This is a genomic window from Actinomadura flavalba DSM 45200 (genome assembly GCF_000374305.1).
Classification (GTDB): Bacteria; Actinomycetota; Actinomycetes; order Streptosporangiales; family Streptosporangiaceae; genus Spirillospora; species Spirillospora flavalba.
The window spans coordinates 205,328-221,311 of sequence record NZ_KB894094.1 but is presented as its reverse complement, the minus strand read 5'-3'; the positions used below and the strand labels follow the sequence as shown (position 1 = coordinate 221,311).

Annotated in this window: 18 protein-coding genes; 9 read left to right on the top strand and 9 right to left on the bottom strand. The window is 72.6% G+C overall.

Translation table 11 applies throughout. The annotated features are described in order from the left end of the window. Window positions 1–23 precede the first annotated feature (23 nt). Window positions 24–989 (bottom strand): DUF5954 family protein, encoded by a 966-nt coding sequence (locus tag C229_RS0110530; RefSeq protein WP_018655033.1) that lies wholly within the window; start codon window positions 987–989, stop codon window positions 24–26. A 328-nt stretch (window positions 990–1,317) separates the two neighbouring features. Between C229_RS0110530 and leuA the strand changes: the two genes are divergently transcribed. Then, window positions 1,318–3,027 (top strand): 2-isopropylmalate synthase, encoded by a 1,710-nt coding sequence (leuA, locus tag C229_RS0110525; RefSeq protein WP_026313653.1) that lies wholly within the window; start codon window positions 1,318–1,320, stop codon window positions 3,025–3,027. A gap of 112 nt (window positions 3,028–3,139) precedes the next feature. Here the strand turns inward: leuA and C229_RS0110520 are convergent, their stop codons facing one another. Both C229_RS0110520 and C229_RS0110515 read right to left on the bottom strand, forming a co-directional pair. Next, on the bottom strand, window positions 3,140–3,385 hold the full coding sequence (locus C229_RS0110520) for a protealysin inhibitor emfourin (RefSeq protein WP_026313652.1): 246 nt from the start codon (window positions 3,383–3,385) through the stop codon (window positions 3,140–3,142). A 25-nt stretch (window positions 3,386–3,410) separates the two neighbouring features. Next, the gene (locus tag C229_RS0110515; RefSeq protein ID WP_026313651.1) at window positions 3,411–4,436 is read right to left on the bottom strand and encodes a M4 family metallopeptidase; all 1,026 of its coding nucleotides are present in this window, start codon (window positions 4,434–4,436) and stop codon (window positions 3,411–3,413) included. A 139-nt stretch (window positions 4,437–4,575) separates the two neighbouring features. On the opposite strand from C229_RS0110515, the gene recO reads away from it, so the two are divergent. From recO to C229_RS0110500, 3 genes are read left to right on the top strand one after another with little or no spacing between them, the layout of a single operon-like run. Then, a complete protein-coding gene (recO, locus tag C229_RS0110510) occupies window positions 4,576–5,313 on the top strand; it encodes a DNA repair protein RecO (protein ID WP_018655029.1) in 738 nt (245 codons plus the stop codon). Window positions 5,314–5,357: 44 nt separating this feature from the next. Continuing rightward, window positions 5,358–6,146 (top strand): isoprenyl transferase, encoded by a 789-nt coding sequence (locus C229_RS0110505; protein ID WP_018655028.1) that lies wholly within the window; start codon window positions 5,358–5,360, stop codon window positions 6,144–6,146. 54 nt (window positions 6,147–6,200) lie between these two features. Beyond that, window positions 6,201–6,971, top strand: a complete 771-nt coding sequence (locus tag C229_RS0110500; protein WP_033424223.1) for a TauD/TfdA dioxygenase family protein — start codon at window positions 6,201–6,203, stop codon at window positions 6,969–6,971. 38 nt (window positions 6,972–7,009) lie between these two features. Here the strand turns inward: C229_RS0110500 and C229_RS0110495 are convergent, their stop codons facing one another. From C229_RS0110495 to C229_RS30170, 6 genes are read right to left on the bottom strand one after another with little or no spacing between them, the layout of a single operon-like run. Beyond that, entirely contained in the window at window positions 7,010–7,435 is a 426-nt protein-coding gene (locus C229_RS0110495) for an OsmC family peroxiredoxin (protein ID WP_018655026.1), read from the bottom strand. Window positions 7,436–7,459: 24 nt separating this feature from the next. Further along, entirely contained in the window at window positions 7,460–7,846 is a 387-nt protein-coding gene (locus C229_RS0110490) for a Fur family transcriptional regulator (RefSeq protein ID WP_018655025.1), read from the bottom strand. After that, a complete protein-coding gene (locus C229_RS0110485; protein WP_026313649.1) occupies window positions 7,843–8,703 on the bottom strand; it encodes a metal ABC transporter permease in 861 nt (286 codons plus the stop codon). The genes C229_RS0110490 and C229_RS0110485 overlap by 4 nt, the downstream gene beginning before the upstream one ends. Then, entirely contained in the window at window positions 8,700–9,386 is a 687-nt protein-coding gene (locus C229_RS30175; RefSeq protein ID WP_155884759.1) for a metal ABC transporter ATP-binding protein, read from the bottom strand. The genes C229_RS0110485 and C229_RS30175 overlap by 4 nt, the downstream gene beginning before the upstream one ends. Before the next feature lie 14 nt (window positions 9,387–9,400). Continuing rightward, window positions 9,401–10,360, bottom strand: a complete 960-nt coding sequence (locus C229_RS0110475) for a metal ABC transporter substrate-binding protein (protein WP_155884758.1) — start codon at window positions 10,358–10,360, stop codon at window positions 9,401–9,403. Window positions 10,361–10,392: 32 nt separating this feature from the next. Then, the gene (locus tag C229_RS30170) at window positions 10,393–10,707 is read right to left on the bottom strand and encodes a DUF6703 family protein (protein ID WP_018655021.1); all 315 of its coding nucleotides are present in this window, start codon (window positions 10,705–10,707) and stop codon (window positions 10,393–10,395) included. A 39-nt stretch (window positions 10,708–10,746) separates the two neighbouring features. Between C229_RS30170 and C229_RS0110465 the strand changes: the two genes are divergently transcribed. From C229_RS0110465 to C229_RS0110445, 5 genes are all read left to right on the top strand, one after another. Further along, window positions 10,747–11,031: an antibiotic biosynthesis monooxygenase family protein gene (locus C229_RS0110465; protein ID WP_018655020.1), complete on the top strand. Its 285-nt coding sequence runs from the start codon at window positions 10,747–10,749 to the stop codon at window positions 11,029–11,031. A gap of 108 nt (window positions 11,032–11,139) precedes the next feature. Continuing rightward, complete coding sequence (locus tag C229_RS30165) at window positions 11,140–12,423, top strand: glycoside hydrolase domain-containing protein (protein ID WP_155884757.1); 1,284 nt, start codon at window positions 11,140–11,142, stop codon at window positions 12,421–12,423. A 165-nt stretch (window positions 12,424–12,588) separates the two neighbouring features. Beyond that, window positions 12,589–13,977 carry a glycine--tRNA ligase gene (locus C229_RS0110455; RefSeq protein WP_033424277.1) on the top strand — a complete coding sequence of 463 codons (1,389 nt, stop codon included), beginning with the start codon at window positions 12,589–12,591 and terminating at the stop codon, window positions 13,975–13,977. A 219-nt stretch (window positions 13,978–14,196) separates the two neighbouring features. Next, the gene (locus tag C229_RS0110450) at window positions 14,197–14,562 is read left to right on the top strand and encodes a hypothetical protein (RefSeq protein WP_155884756.1); all 366 of its coding nucleotides are present in this window, start codon (window positions 14,197–14,199) and stop codon (window positions 14,560–14,562) included. Window positions 14,563–14,686: 124 nt separating this feature from the next. After that, the gene (locus C229_RS0110445) at window positions 14,687–15,970 is read left to right on the top strand and encodes a cation:proton antiporter (protein ID WP_018655016.1); all 1,284 of its coding nucleotides are present in this window, start codon (window positions 14,687–14,689) and stop codon (window positions 15,968–15,970) included. The last annotated feature ends 14 nt before the right edge of the window (window positions 15,971–15,984 follow it).

Sequence of the window (15,984 nt, the reverse complement as noted above, 5' to 3'; positions counted from 1 at the left end):
CCCGCCCGGCGCCGCGTCCCCGCTCAGGACCCGGCGCCGGGCTCCGCGTCGTCCTCGTCGGACGGGCGCGGCCCCTCCGGCCCCTCGCGGCCGAGCCGCAGGGCGCGGGTGATGCGCAGGGTGCGGAACGTCCGGCCGAGGACGGCGAAGTCGGGGCCGGGCTGCCCGCGCACCTCGTCGGCCGCGCGGTGGTAGGCGGCCCGCTCGTCCTCGGTCGGCGGGCTGCCGTGCTCGTGCCTGTGGTGGGCGGGCGCGGTGAACCGCAGGAACTCGTACAGCCGGACCGACGCCGAGTCGGGCCCCTCCGCGTCGATCACGGTCCGCCAGCCCCGGCGCGGGCGCACCTCGGTCACCTCGAAGGCGGGCGGCAGGATCAGCACGCCCGGGTGCGTCTGCGCCGCGTGCCGCGCCTCGGCCACGATCTGCGCGGAGTTGGCGTCGGCGTTGGCGGTGAAGGCCGAGATGTTCAGACGGAGCTGCATCTCGTACTCGCCGCACGGCCGCATCGGGTCGAGGACCATCTCGTAGACCGGGTCGGGGCCTCGCGGCGGCTCGACGTCGCTCGGCCGGGGCGGCTCCAGGATGCGGTCGCCCATGAGGGTGAACCGCAGGATGCGGATGATCCGGTACCGCTCACCGCAGAACTCCCACTCGTCCTTGCGGATCGGGTCGCCGTCCTCGGGGTTGAGCTTGGCCATGGCGGCGGACGCGGCGCGGACGTAGGCGTGGTCGTCCGGGCGGATCTCGATCTCGGTGTCCAGCCAGTACGCGAAGCACCGGCGCGCCTCGTCGGGGGTCGCGTGGCAGGTGTCGAGGATCCGCCACTCGCGGCCGGTCTGGCGGGCCACGGAGAAGACCGGCTCCAGCGGGAGCAGCTTCGGGTACTGCCGGAAGCGGTCGCCGAGATCCTGGTCGCGCGCGGCCATGACGGGGTCGAGGTCGCGGGTCAGGGTGATCGTGTCGAATCCCGGCATGGACGGGAAGGTCATGCCCCTCATCCTGACCCGTGACGCGGAATCCGTCCGGCGGTTCGCGCGGATACACCCGCGCCGGGGAATACCTTCGTGGCCTTTGTGGCGTTATGCCCAGGGGAGGAGGCGCCCGTGGTCTCACCATGCGGGACGCCGTTACCGAGGCGCGGATGCGATCTGTTACGTTGGCGAACGTGTCGCGCGAGCTGCTCCTCCTTAGCGGCCGCAGCGGGGGCCCATAACTCAGGCCGGCTCCCTCGCTGCGGGACAGCGTCATGCACGGCGAACCACGTGACGTGGCCGTCGGCCGCAGGATCAGATCCCAGCCACAGAGGATGAGGCGCACATGTTTCCCGAGCAGCAGCCTTCCGGTATGCCCGTCGAGCGCTACCGCCCGTTCGCACCCGTCACGCTCACCGACCGCACCTGGCCCGGCCGGGTCATCGACGCGGCCCCGCGCTGGTGCGCGGTCGACCTGCGCGACGGCAACCAGGCCCTGATCGACCCGATGGACCCGCAGCGCAAGCTGCGCATGTTCGAGCTGCTGGTCCGCATGGGCTACAAGGAGATCGAGGTCGGGTTCCCGGCGGCCAGCCAGACCGACTTCGACTTCGTCCGGCAGATCATCGAGGAAGACCGCATCCCCGGCGACGTCGTCATCCAGGTGCTGACGCAGGCCCGGCCCGAGCTGATCGAGCGGACCTTCGAGTCGGTGCGCGGCGCCAAGCAGGCCATCGTCCACCTGTACAACTCCACGAGCACGCTCCAGCGCCGCGTCGTGTTCGGGCAGGACCGCGACGGCATCACCGCCATCGCCGTCGAGGGCGCCAAGCTGTGCGCCAAGCTCGCCGAGGACATGGGCGACACGCGGATCTACTTCCAGTACTCGCCCGAGTCGTTCACCGGCACCGAGCTGGAGTACGCCGTCGAGGTCTGCAACGCCGTCAACGACGTGTGGAAGCCCACCCCCGACCGCAAGGTCATCGTGAACCTGCCCGCGACGGTCGAGATGGCGACGCCCAACGTCTACGCCGACCAGATCGAGTGGATGCACCGCAACCTGGCCTACCGCGACTCGGTCGTGCTGTCGCTGCACCCGCACAACGACCGGGGCACCGCCGTCGCCGCCGCCGAGCTGGGCTACATGGCGGGCGCCGACCGCATCGAGGGCTGCCTGTTCGGCAACGGCGAGCGCACCGGCAACGTCTGCCTGGTCACGCTCGGCCTGAACCTGTTCACCCAGGGCGTCGACCCGCAGATCGACTTCTCCGACATCGACGAGATCCGCCGCACCGTCGAGTACTGCAACCAGCTCCCGGTGCACGAGCGCCACCCCTATGGCGGCGACCTGGTCTACACCGCGTTCTCCGGCTCCCACCAGGACGCCATCAACAAGGGCTTCGACCACCTGCGCCGCGACGCCGAGGCCGCCGGGGTACCGGTGGAGCGGTTCACCTGGCAGGTCCCGTACCTGCCGATCGACCCGCACGACGTCGGCCGCAGCTACGAGGCGGTCATCCGCGTCAACAGCCAGTCCGGCAAGGGCGGCGTCGCCTACATCATGAAGACCGAGCACGCGCTGGAGCTGCCGCGCCGCCTCCAGATCGAGTTCTCCCGGGTCGTGCAGGCGCACACCGACGGCGAGGGCGGCGAGGTCACGCCCGAGCGGATGTGGCAGATCTTCGAGCGCGAGTTCCTCGTCGGCGGCCCGCGCGTCGGGCTGCTGGCGCACCGCACCGCGTCCCGCGTGGACGAGAAGGACCGGCTGAGCTGCGACGTCCGCGTCGACGGCGAGATCCGCGAGATCGAGGGCGTCGGCAACGGCCCGGTGTCGGCGTTCGAGGCCGCGCTGGCGACCGTCGGCGTCCGCGTCCGGGTGCTCGACTACACCGAGCACGCCCTCAGCGCCGGCGGCGACGCCCGCGCCGCCGCCTACGTCGAGTGCGACGTGGACGGCACCACGGTCTGGGGCGTCGGCATCGACGGCAACATCGTCACGGCCTCGCTCAAGGCGATGCTGTCGGCGGTGAACCGCGTCGCCCGCGGCACCGCCTGAGCCGAAGCCCCCGGAAAGCCCGGCCGCGCCCGCCGCACCCAGCGCGCGTCCGTTTCGGAAGGCCCGGACCCGATGACCTCGGTCCGGGCCTTTCGTGCGACTCTCCCCGGCGCTAGCCGAGGACGTGGTGGACGAGTTCGCGCAGCGGGCCGTTGAGCTGGGCTTCGCCGACCGTCGCGGTGGAACCGTCGATGTCGATGTCGTAGAGGTACTGGTCGGGGATGCGGCCCGGCGGGGGGACCGCGTCCAGGTCGACGCGGTCCACGAGCCGGGCCAGCACCGGATCGCGGGCGCTGTCGGACTCGCCGTGCCGTTCGACTCCCGCGAATCCGCCGGTGCGGACCACTCTGACTCTCACGACGCCTCCTCGCGCCCGCCCATCGCTACGCCTGCACGCCGACTCCCGCCCAGCCCTCGCGCACCGCGGCGACCTCCGGCGCGTCGTCCCCGTGGAGCGCGGCGGCGGTCACGACGGTGGTTGCAGCGAAAGTTGCGAAATCCGCCGTGGCCGACAGTTTGCCCCCGGTGAGCGTGTCGTACCAGATCTTCCCCGCCTTTTCCCAGGCATTCCCGCCGAGGGCGGTCGCGACCAGGTAGAAGGCGCGGTTCGGGATTCCGGAGTTGATGTGGACGCCGCCGTTGTCGCGGTAGGTGTCGACGTAGCCGTCCATGTGGCCGGGCTGCGGGTCCTTGCCGAGGCGCGGGTCGTCGTAGGCGGTGCCGGGCTCCTTCATGGACCGCAGCGCGACGCCCGCGATCTCGTCGGTGAGGAGTTCGGCGCCGACGAGCCAGTCGGCGTCGGCGGCCTGCTGGCCCAGGTGCCACTGCTTGACCAGCACGCCGAACACGTCCGACATCGACTCGTTCAGCGCGCCCGCCTGGCCGTAGTACTCCAGGTTGGCGGCGTACTGGGTGACGCCGTGGGTGAGCTCGTGGCCGGTGACGTCCAGCGAGGCGGTGAAGGCGTTGAACAGCACGCCGTCCCCGTCGCCGTAGACCATCTGCTCGCCGTTCCAGAACGCGTTGTCGTAGTCGCGGCCGTAGTGGACGGTGGAGATCAGCGGTAGCCCGGCGCCGTCGATGGAGTTGCGGCGGTAGGCGGCCTCGAAGAAGTCGAATGTGGTGCCGAGCCATTCGTAGGACTGGTCGGCGACGGGGTCGCCGGTCGCGGGACCGCCCTCGGCGCGGACGGTGTCGCCGGGCAGTTCAGTGCGGTACCCGGCGTCCTTGATCGTCCGGTCGGGGACGAAGTCCTCGGTCGGGGCGGCGGGACGGACCGGGGCGATCCGCCGTTCGGACCGGACGCCCGCGCTCAGCGCGAGGGTCCGGCGGGCGATGTCGCGCAGCGCCGGGTCACCGGCGGTGGCGACGCGTTCGAGGATGTGCGGCGGCACGATGGTGCATCTCATGGACTCCACGCTGGCACTTTTCTGTGATCGACACCACGTTTCCACGCTCACCGGCGCGACCTGATCCGGTCACCCTCGGTGATCATGGGGTGGTTCGTCCCTGGATGATCCATCTCCGCCGGTGCGGAAGAATGGCCGGGTGACCCTGTACCGAGACGAAGGCGTCGTGCTGCGCACCCAGAAGCTGGGCGAGGCCGACCGCATCGTCACGGTGCTCACCCGCCGGGGCGGGCGCATCCGCGCCGCCGCCAAGGGCGTCCGCAAGACCAAGTCGCGGTTCGGCGCGCGGCTGGAGCCGTTCACCCACGTCGACCTCCAGCTCTACGAGCGCCGCTCGCTCGACCTCATCACCCAGGCCGAGACGCTGCGCCCCTACGGGCAGCGCCTCGCGCTCGACTATCCGCGCTACACGGCCGGCACGGCGATGCTGGAGACGGCCGAGAAGCTGACCAGCGAGGAGGGCGAGCCCGCGCTGCGGCAGTTCCTGCTGCTCGTCGGCGGGCTGCGCACGCTGGTCGAGGCCGAGCACGACCCCCGTCTCGTCCTGGACGCCTACCTGCTGCGGTCGCTGTCGGTCGCGGGCTGGGCGCCCGCCCTGGACGAGTGCTGCCGCTGCGGCGAGCGCGGCGGCCTGCGCGGCTTCGCCATCGCGGCGGGCGGCGCGGTCTGCGGCCGGTGCCGCCAGCCGGGCGCCGCCACCCCCGCGCCGCCGACGTTCGGCCTCATGCTGGCGCTGCTGCGCGGCGACTGGGCCTACGCCGACGGCAGCGACACCCGCCACCGGGTAGAGTGCAGCGGCCTCGTCGCCGCCTACCTGCAATGGCACCTCGAACACGGCATCCGTTCGCTGCGGCACGTCGAGCGCGGCGGCGAGTGAGCCGGACCCACCCGATCCCCGGTCGAGCCGAGAGGCGAGTTCGTATGAGCAAGGCCGTCCTGCCGCCCTATCCCCACCCGGACGGGGCGCGCCCCCCGGCGATCCCGGCCGAGCTGGTGCCCCGGCACGTCGCGATCGTCATGGACGGCAACGGCCGCTGGGCCAAGGAGCGCGGGCTGCCCCGCACCGAGGGCCACCGGCGCGGCGAGGACTCGCTGTTCGACGTGATCATGGGCGCGATCGAGCTGGGCGTCCCGTACGTGTCGGCGTACGCGTTCTCGACCGAGAACTGGAAGCGCTCGCCGGACGAGGTCCGCTTCCTCATGGGCTTCAACCGCGACGTCATCCGCCGCCGCCGCGACCAGCTCCACTCGATGGGGGTGCGGGTGCGCTGGGCGGGCCGGCGCCCGAAGCTGTGGCGCAGCGTCATCAAGGAGCTGGAGTCGGCCGAGGAGATGACGCGCGGCAACGACACGCTGACGCTCCAGTTCTGCGTGAACTACGGGGGCCGCGCGGAGATCCTGGACGCGACCGCCTCCATCGCGCGCGACGTCCGCGACGGCAGGCTCAACCCGGACAAGATCACCGAGAAGGTGTTCGCGCGCTACCTCGACGAACCCGACATCCCGGACGTGGACCTGTTCCTGCGGTCGTCGGGGGAGCAGCGCACGTCCAACTTCCTGCTCTGGCAGTCGGCCTACGCCGAGATGGTCTTCCTCGACACGCTCTGGCCGGACTTCGACCGCCGCCACCTGTGGCACGCCTGCGAGGTCTACGCCTCGCGGGACCGCCGCTACGGGGGCGCGCAGCCGAATCCGCTCCCCGCGTCCTGACATTTCCTACAGGATTAGTTTGCTTTCTGCGGTCGGGCCGCCTACCGTCGTGGCATGACGTCTCAGGTCCCGGAGTCACTACACGCCGTGCTCGACAGACCTCTCACCGTGCGCCCCGTCGCGGGCCGCGTCGGCGCCGAGATCTGTCCGGTCCGGCTGTCCGGCGACCTGCCGGAGGACGTCGTCGCGCGGCTGCGCGGCGAACTGCACCGGCACAAGGTGCTGTTCTTCCGGGGCCAGCACCACCTGGACGAGGCCGGGCTGCTCGCCTTCGCCCGCCGCCTCGGCGACCCCGGGCGGGTGCCGTCCTCCGGCCAGGACGGCGGCGCCTGGCACACCGACGCCTCCTACACCGAGCGCCCGCCGCGCGCGACGCTGCTCCAGGCCGTCGAACTGCCGTCGCGCGGCGGCGACACGGTCTGGGCGAACACCGCCGCCGCCTACGACGCGCTGCCGGTGGAACTGCGCGACCTCGCCGACCGGCTCTGGGCGCACCACGCCGACCCGTCCGGCCGCGCCGACCATCCGGTGGTGCGGCTGCACCCCGAGACGGGGGAGCGGTCGCTGCTGCTCGGCGGGTTCGCCCGCTCGATCGTCGGGCTGAGCGCCGAGGCCGACTCCGAGGCGCTGATCCGCCTCTTCCAGGACCACGTGACGCGGCTGGAGAACACCGTCCGCTGGCGGTGGGAGGCCGGTGACGTCGCGCTCGCGGACAACCGGTCCACGCAGTACCGGGTCGTGCGCGACTTCGGCGACGAGCCCCGCCATCTGCGGCGCGTGACGCTCGCGGGCGAGGTGCCGGTGCCGGTCGTCCGGCGGGGCTGAGCGGAACGGGGGCGGCGTGCGCCGCCCCCGTGACCGGCTCAGACCAGGGAGGCGTCGAGGGTGATCGTCGTGCCGGTCAGCGCCTTGCTGACCGCGCAGTTCTCCTTGGCCGCCTGGGCCGCCTTCTCGAAGTCGGCGGCGCTGAGACCGGGCACGCTCGCCCGGACGGTCAGCTTGCTGCCGGTGATGCCCTCACCCGGCTGGAAGGTGACGTCGGCCTTGGCGTCGATGGTCTCCGCCGGGGTGCCCGCTCCGGCGAGCCCGGCCGTCAGGGCCATGGAGAAGCAGGCGGAGTGCGCCGCGGCGATGAGCTCCTCGGGGCTGGTGCGCCCGTTCGGCTCCTCGGAGCGGGACGGCCAGGTCACCTCGAACTCACCGATGCCGGACGAGTCGAGCGAGACCTTTCCCTGGCCGCCCAGCAGCGGCCCTTCCCAGTGCGTGTTCGCGGTACGTGTCGTAGCCATGTGCCGATTCTTGCGCATCCGCGATCAGCTCCGCCCGGCGACGCACCCCGCGCACGTCCCGAACACCTCGACGGTGTGGGTGATCTCACTGAAGCCGTGCTCGGCGCCGATCGCGTCGGCCCACTTCTCGACGGCGGGCCCGGCGACCTCGACCGTCCGGCCGCACGCGCGGCAGACGAGGTGGTGGTGGTGCTCCTCGGTGCGGCAGGCCCGGTAGACGGCCTCGCCGTCGTCGGTGCGCAGCACGTCGACCTCGCCGGTCTCGCTGAGGGCTTGGAGCGCCCGGTAGACGGTGGTGAGGCCGATCTTGGAGCCGTCGGCGCGCAGGTCGGCGTAGATGTCCTGCGCGGACCGGAAGCCCTGGTTGCCGGCGAGCGCCTGGCGCACGGCGTTGCGGCGGGTGGTCGTCAACTCTTCATCACCTCCGGCTCGGCGGCGCGCGCCCGGGCGGCGGCCGTCCGGCGTCGCCGCAGCGGCCCGCCCGCCGCGACCGCGACGGCGAAGACCGCGAGGGCCAGCAGCACGATGGACGGGCCCGGGGGCAGATCGTACTGGTACGACCCGGCCAGTCCCGCCACCGCCGACAGTACACCGGCGGCCATCGCCGCCAGCATCGTGCCGCGGAAGCTGCGCGCGAACTGCTGCGCGGCGGCGACCGGCACGACCATGAGCGCGCTGACGAGCAGCAGCCCGATCGCGCGCATCGCGATGACGACGGTGACGGCGGCGGTCACCGCGACGAGCGCGCTGAGGAACCGGACGGGCAGCCCGGCGGCGCGGGCCAGCTCCTCGTCCTGGCTGAGCAGGAACAGCTCCCGGCCGAACAGCGCGACGACGAGCAGCACGGCGGCGGCGAGCCCGGCGATGACGTACAGGTCGGCGGCGGTCACGCTGGTGATCGACCCGAACAGGTACGACTGGAGGCTCGCGGTGCCCGCCCCGGACCGTCCGGTGAGGACGACGCCGCCCGCGAGCCCGCCGTAGAACAGCAGCGCGAGCGCGACGTCGGCGCCGCTGCGGCTGCGGGCGCGCAGCAGCTCGATCGCCAGCGCGCCGAGCACCGAGACGGCCAGCGCGCCGAGGATCGGGGACGAGCCGGTGAGCAGACCGAGGCCGATGCCGGTGAGCGCGACGTGGCCGATGCCGTCACCGAGCAGCGCCAGCCGCCGCTGCACGACGAACGTGCCGATGGCCGGGGCGGTGAGCCCGATGAGCACGGCCATCACCAGGCCGATCCGCATGTACTCGAACTGGAGCATCTCCATCACGCGGCCTCCCCGTCGTCGGCGACGATCCGGCCCCCGGCGAGCCGGACGGTCCGGGTGATGAGGGGCGCCAGCGGGCCGAGTTCGTGCGCGACGAGCACGACCGTGCGGCCGCCGGCGACGAGCCCGCCCAGCGTCCCGGCCAGGTCGAGCTGGCTGGTGGCGTCGACCCCGGCGGTCGGCTCGTCGAGCACGAACGCGTCGGGCTCGCCCGCGAGCGCGCGGGCGATCAGGACGCGCTGCTGCTGCCCGCCCGACAGCAGGTGCGCGGTGTCGCGGTCACGTCCGGCGAGCCCCACGGCGGCGAGGGCGCGGTCGACGGCGGCGCGGTCGGCGCCCCGGTCGGTGAGCGCGGGCAGCCACCGGGACCGCCGCGCGACGCGGCCCGACGCGACGACCTCCCGGACGGTGGCGGGCACGCCGCCGCCCATCGGGAGGCGCTGCGGGACGTACCCGACCCGGCCCCAGTCGCGGAACCGGGCCGGGGGGACGCCGTAGACGGCCGTGCTGCCGCCGCTGAGCGGCAGCAGCCCGAGCAGCGCCTTGATGAGCGTGGACTTCCCGGCGCCGTTGGGGCCGAGCACGGCGACGACGTCACCGGCGGCGACGCGCAGGTCGACGCCGCGCAGCACGTCGCGTCCGTCGCGGCGGACGTGGCCGCCGCGCATCTCGAAGGGAGGGGTCATGAAGTCTTTCTGCGTCAGGAGCAGCCGAGGGCGGGCTTGATCGCGGCGAGGTTGGCGCGCATCAGCGAGAGGTAATCATCGCGCGATCCCTCCTTGACGCCCTCGACGGGGTCCAGCACGGCGGTCTTGACGCCCGCCTCGCGGGCGAGGGCCTCGGCGACCTTGGGGCTGACCAGCGTCTCGGTGAAGACCGTGGTGGCGCCCGCGTCCTTGATCTGGTGCGTCAGCTCGGCGAGGCGGCGCGGCGACGGCTCGCTGGAGGCGTCCACGCCCGCGATCGAGATCTGCTTGAGCTTGTAGCGGTCCGCGAGGTAGCCGAACGCGGCGTGCGCGGTGACGAGCGTGTCGCGGGTGCACGACTTCAGCCCGGCGGCGAACGCGCCGTCGAGTTTCTTCAGCTCGGCGGACAGGGCGGCGGCGCGGGCGCGGTATCCGGCGGCGTGCGCGGCGTCGTCCTCGGCCAGGCGCTCACCGAGGGCGGTGGCGACGGTCGCCATGCGGTCGGGGTCGAGCCACAGGTGCGGGTCCTGCTCGCCGTGGTCGTGGCCCTCGTCGCCGTGCTCGTCCTCGTGGCCGTGCTCGTGCTCGTGTTCGTCCTCGGCGGGCGCCGGGATCAGCTTGACGTGCGACGCGGCGTCGAACGCGGCGTCCTTCGCGTGCTTGGCGACGGCGTCGTCCACGGCGGGCTGGACGCCCTTGATGAACAGCGCCAGGTCGGCGCGGCCGACGCGGCCGACCTGCTTGGGCGTCAGCTCCAGGTCGTGCGGTTCGGCGCCGGGCCGGGTGAGCGTCGTGACGGACACGTCGGGGCCGCCGACCCGCTCGGCGAGGAAGGCCAGCGGGTAGAAGGACGCGACGACGTCGGTCCTGCCGTCGGCGGCGGCGTCACCGGACGAGCCGCAGCCGGTGAGCGCGGCGAGTCCGAGGGAGGAGGCGAGAACGAGGGGCAGCATCCGGGCACGGGAGGTGAACACGTCCCGAGTATGGACGAAAGTGAAAACGGTTGTCAAAACCGACCGAGGGCATGGGACACCGCGAAGGCTGCGAGCACCGCGAACGCGAGCACCCGGCCGATCCGGGCGCCCGTCGTCAACCGCGGCCAGTTCAGGTACGCCAGCCAGGTCGTGATCGCGATGAGCACCAGCAGCGCCGCCACGCCGAGCCAGTTCGCGACGAACAGCCCGACGCACAGCAGCACCAGCACCGCGATCAGGAACAGGGTCCGGCGCCGGTGCAGCAGCACCACGGCGGGCGCGCTGCGGCGCTCCACCGCGGCGCGGAATCCCTCGGTGCCCGGTCCGGGCGGTTCGCGCGTCTCCATGCCGACAACGTAGCCGCCCGCGCCTGCCAGGATGTGACGATGATCGCCGTGACCCGCTACCGGGTGCCGCAGCAGCGGGACGAGGACTTCGCCGCCGGGATGCGCGCCGTGCTCGACCTGCTCGCGGGCAGTCCCGGGCACCTCACCGGACGGCTCGCCCGCAACATGGACGAGCCCGACCTGTGGACGCTCGTCACCGAATGGGAGGGCGCGGGGTACTACCGCCGGGCGCTCGGCGCCACCGACGTCCGCGTCCGATTCCTGCCGCTCGCCGCGTTCGCCGTGGACGAGCCCGGTGCGTACGAGGTCGTCGCGTTTTCCTGAACGTCCGCTGCACCTGCGCGTCAATGCTCGGGAAAGACCTGCGGGCGCCCGTTTGCGGGCGAACCGGACCGGTGATCAACCGCGCGAGTTGATCATCGGGAGGATCGGATGCGGCATGCGCGAATCGTCGGCGGGGTACTCGGAGTGGTCGCGGTCTCGGCCGCCGTCAGCGGCTTCCGGCCGCCCGCCGAAGGGGCCGCGGCCGACCCGGCCGCCGCGCTAGCCGACACCGAGCGGGCCCGGACGGTCGCCTACCGGGGCGTGCGCGTCCCGGTCCCGGCGGGCTGGGCCGTGCACGACCTCGCCCGCGAACCCGGACGCTGCGTCCGGTTCGACCGCAACGCCGTCTACCTGGGCACCCCGGCCGCCGACGCCGACTGCCCGTCCCGCGTCGTCGGCGGCGCCACCGCCCTGCACGTCGAACCGCTCGGTCCCGCCGGGCAGCGCCGCGCCGGGGTCGTCCGCGCCGACCGGCTCGCCGGGCAGGACGTGCCCGCCACGCCCGACCACGCGCTGCGCCTGCCCGTCCCGGAGGCGGGCGTCACGCTGACCGGCGCCTACGGAGCCGACCCCGCCGAGCTGGAGCGGATCGTCCGCGCCACCCGGCTGTCGGCCGGCTGGCCCGCCGAGCCCGCGCCACCGGCCCCGGCTCCCGTCCCGGAGGAGACGCCGCCGCCCGCGGCGCCCGAGCCGCGCGACACCGAGCAGCGGGCCTGGGCCACCGGCAAGGGCTTCGACACCTGCGCCGCGCCGAGCCTCGCCGCGATGAGGGCGTGGCGCAAGGCGTACCAGATCTCCAACATCTACATCGGCGGCGCCGCGCGCGGCTGCGCCCAGAAGAACCTGAACGCCGCCTACGTCAAGCAGGTGCGGGCGATGGGCTACCGGCTCATCCCGACCTACGTCGGGCTCCAGGCGCCCTGCTCGAAGTACAAGGCGCGGTTCAGTGCCGCCAACGCCGCCGCGCAGGGACGCGCCGCCGCCGACGACGCCGTCGCCAAGGCCAAGGGCCTCGGCATCCCCGCCGGGCAGCCGGTCTACTTCGACCTGGAGGCGTACAACAGCAACAACGCCTCGTGCCGCAACGCCGCGCTGACGTTCGTCGGCGCCTACTCCGCGCGGATGAAGGCGCTCGACTACGTGCCCGGCCTCTACAGCAGCGGCTCGTCGGGCATCCGCGACGTCGGCCGCGCCACCGGCATCACCAAGCCGACCGCCGTCTGGTACGCCCACTGGGACCGCAAGACCGCGATCTACGACAGCCCGTACCTGGAGTCGTCGTGGTGGCCGCCGCACCGGCGGATCAAGCAGTACCGGGGCGGGCACAAGGAGACGCACGGCGGCGTCACGATCAACGTCGACAACAACGCCGTGGACGCGCACGTTTATTGACGTGCGGAGACCCCCGCGCGGTGCCCTAAGCTTGGCGGCACGCCCCGCGCAGGCACGGCCGCGCGGAGGCGCTCACACCGGGGATGGCACACGCCCGGCCGGAGTTTCGTCCGCGCCGGGACGCTTCGACAATCCCGCCGACCGCCAGCCGGATGGAGAATGCTCATGGCACGCCGTTCCGACGTGTTGGAGACGATCGTCAATCTCGCCAAGCGACGGGGTCTCGTCTACCCCTCCAGCGAGATCTACGGCGGTCTGCGCGCCTCGTGGGACTACGGCCCGCTCGGCGTCGAACTGAAGAACAACGTCAAGCGCCAGTGGTGGAAGTCGATGGTGCAGGGCCGCGACGACATCGTCGGCCTCGACTCGTCGGTCATCCTGGCCCGCGAGGTGTGGGAGGCCAGCGGCCACGTCAACGCGTTCGTCGACCCGCTGACCGAGTGCCAGTCGTGCCACAAGCGGTTCCGCGCCGACCACCTCGAAGAGGCGTACGAGGAGAAGCACGGCCGGGCGCCCGCGAACGGCCTGGCCGACATCACCTGCCCCAACTGCGGCACCAAGGGCGCGTTCACCGAGCCGCGCATGTTCAACGGCCTGCTCAAGACCTACCTCGGCCCCGTCGAGGACGCGTCGGGCCTGGCCTACCTGCGTCCCGAGACCGCGCAGGGCATCTTCATCAACTACCTGAACGTGCAGCAGTCGGCGCGCCGCAAGGTGCCGTTCGGCATCGGCCAGATCGGCAAGTCGTTCCGCAACGAGATCACGCCGGGCAACTTCATCTTCCGCACCCGCGAGTTCGAGCAGATGGAGATGGAGTTCTTCGTCCGTCCCGGCACCGACGAGGACTGGCACCAGTACTGGATCGACGAGCGCTTCCAGTGGTACGTCGACCTCGGCATCAACAAGGAGAACCTGCGCCTCTTCGAGCACCCGGCCGAGAAGCTGTCGCACTACTCCAAGCGCACGGTGGACGTGGAGTACCGGTTCGGCTTCGTCGGCAGCGAGTGGGGTGAGCTGGAGGGCGTCGCCAACCGCACCGACTACGACCTCACCACGCACGCCAAGGCGTCCGGCACCGACCTGTCGTTCTTCGACCAGGAGGCGGGCGAGCGGTTCACGCCGTACGTCATCGAGCCCGCCGCCGGTGTCGACCGCTGCACGCTGACGTTCATGATGGACGCCTACTCCGAGGACGAGGCGCCCAACGCCAAGGGCAAGATGGAGAAGCGCGTGGTCATGCGGCTGGACCGCCGTCTCGCGCCCGTCAAGGTCGCGGTGCTGCCGCTCTCGCGCAACGCCGACCTGTCGCCCAAGGCCCGCGACCTGGCGGCGCAGCTCCGCAGGAACTGGAACGTCGACTTCGACGACGCGGGCGCCATCGGCCGCCGCTACCGCCGCCAGGACGAGATCGGCACCCCGTTCTGCGTCACTGTGGACTTCGACACGCTCGAAGACGACGCCGTGACCATCCGCGAGCGCGACACGATGAGCCAGGAGCGCATCGCGCTCTCGCAGGTCGAGCCCTTCCTGGCCGCCCAGCTCGTGGGGGCCTGACCAGGGTAGACACGCGAACCGCCGGATCACGGCCGGGTTCGGGAGCGCAGGCCGCGGAGCGGCGTGCGGCCTCCGGGCCCGGCCGTGACGTTTGCGGGCTCCGGCCCCCGTCGCGCCGCAGGCGCGGCGGTGCGCGCGCCGCCCGGTTCGCGTTTTCGGACCCCGGGGATATAGTCTCATTGCAGACGATTTCCATTCGGATGAAGCCCAGGGGAGCGTATGCGCGGAGGACACAGAGCGGCGCAAGCGCTGCTGGTGTGCCTCGTCGCGTTCCTCGGCCTCGTCTACACGCCCGTCTCGGCCGCCGCCGTGTCCCCGGCCTCCGGCACCGCGCTGACCACGCTCGTCGGCGGTTCACGCGTCGTCCTGTCCACCGTCGGCGACGCCGCCTGCCTGGGTAACCATGCCCAGCCCTCCGGCCAGGTCCAGCACCACGGGCCGCCCGCGCTCGTCGCCGAACCCGCCGCACCGGCGGAACCCGGCGAGCCGCCCGCACCCGCGCGTCCCGGCGTGTCCCCGGCGCTCTCGGCCCACGAGCCCGATCCGTGCTCCGGCCGCGATCCACCCCGCTTAGCGCGGCTCTGACACCACCCCGGACACATCCCCCCTCGACCGCCCGACCCCGCGTCCAGCCGCGCGGGGCCGGCCGTGACGTACGTCCACGGCCCTACCCCCTGGAGGTACTCCCATTTCTCTCGCCGAAGCCCTCATGGCTCTGGGCGGGGCGTTCCTGGCGGCGGGCCTGCTGGCCCGCGCCGGCGTCCGCATCGGACTGCCGACCATCCCCCTGTTCATGCTCGCGGGCCTGCTGTTCGGCCCGCACACCCCCGGACTCGCGCTCTTCGACGACCCCGCCGACCTCAAACTGCTGTCGGCGCTCGGGCTCGTCTTCCTGCTCTTCTACCTCGGCCTGGAGTTCCACCTCGACGACCTGATCAAGGGCGGCGGGAAACTCGTCGGGTCGGGCCTGCTGTACCTCGGCCTGAACGTCGGCGGCGGCCTGGCCTTCGGGTTCGCGCTCGGCTGGGGCGGCCGGGAGGCGTTCGTCCTCGCGGGCGTCATCGGCATCAGCTCGTCCGCGATCGTCACGAAGATCCTCATGGACTCCGGGCGCATCGGGAACCCCGAGAGCAAGCTGATCCTCGGCATCATCGTGGTCGAGGACGTGTTCCTCGCGCTGTACCTGGCGCTGCTCCAGCCGATCCTGTCCGGCGCGACCGGCTTCGGCGCCGCCGCGGCCGACTTCGGCAAGGCGTTCGCGTTCCTGCTCGTCCTCACCCTGATCGCCCGCTACGGCGCCCGCTGGGTCGGCCGGTTCGTGCGGATTCGCGACGACGAACTGCTCGTCGTCACGTTCGTCGGCCTGGCCGTGCTCATCGCCGGGTTCGCCGAGCACCTGGGCGTCTCCGACGCCATCGGCGCGTTCATGGTCGGCCTGATCCTCGGCAACACCAAGGCCGGACCGCGCATCCAGCACCTCGTCCACCCGCTGCGGGACGCGTTCGCGGCGATCTTCTTCTTCGCGTTCGGCCTCCAGATCGATCCGGGGGACTTCGGCGCGGTGGCGGTCCCGGTGCTCCTCGCCGTGGCCCTGACGATCGTCATGAACATGAGCGCGGGCCTGGCCGCGGGCCGCATCCACGGCTTCGACCGGACCGAGTCGTCGAACGTGGCGCTGACCGTGCTGTCGCGCGGCGAGTTCGCGCTGGTGCTGGCCGCGATGGCCGCGACGGCGAACCTGGACTCGCGGCTCGCGCCGTTCATCGCCGGGTACGTCGTCATCCTCGCCGTCACCGGCCCGCTCGCGGCGATGCGCTCGGAACGGCTGGCGCGGCTGCTGCCCGAGCGGTTCTTCCCGCGCACGGCGGCCGTCCCGCCCGCCCGGCCGCACGGCCCGGACGAGCCGGACACCGGCCCGGACCCGGACGCGCCCGCCGCCGACGACGGCCACGGCGCCGCCGAGGCGGCCCCGGAACCGGCCGCCCGTCCCTGACCGCCCACCGGGCC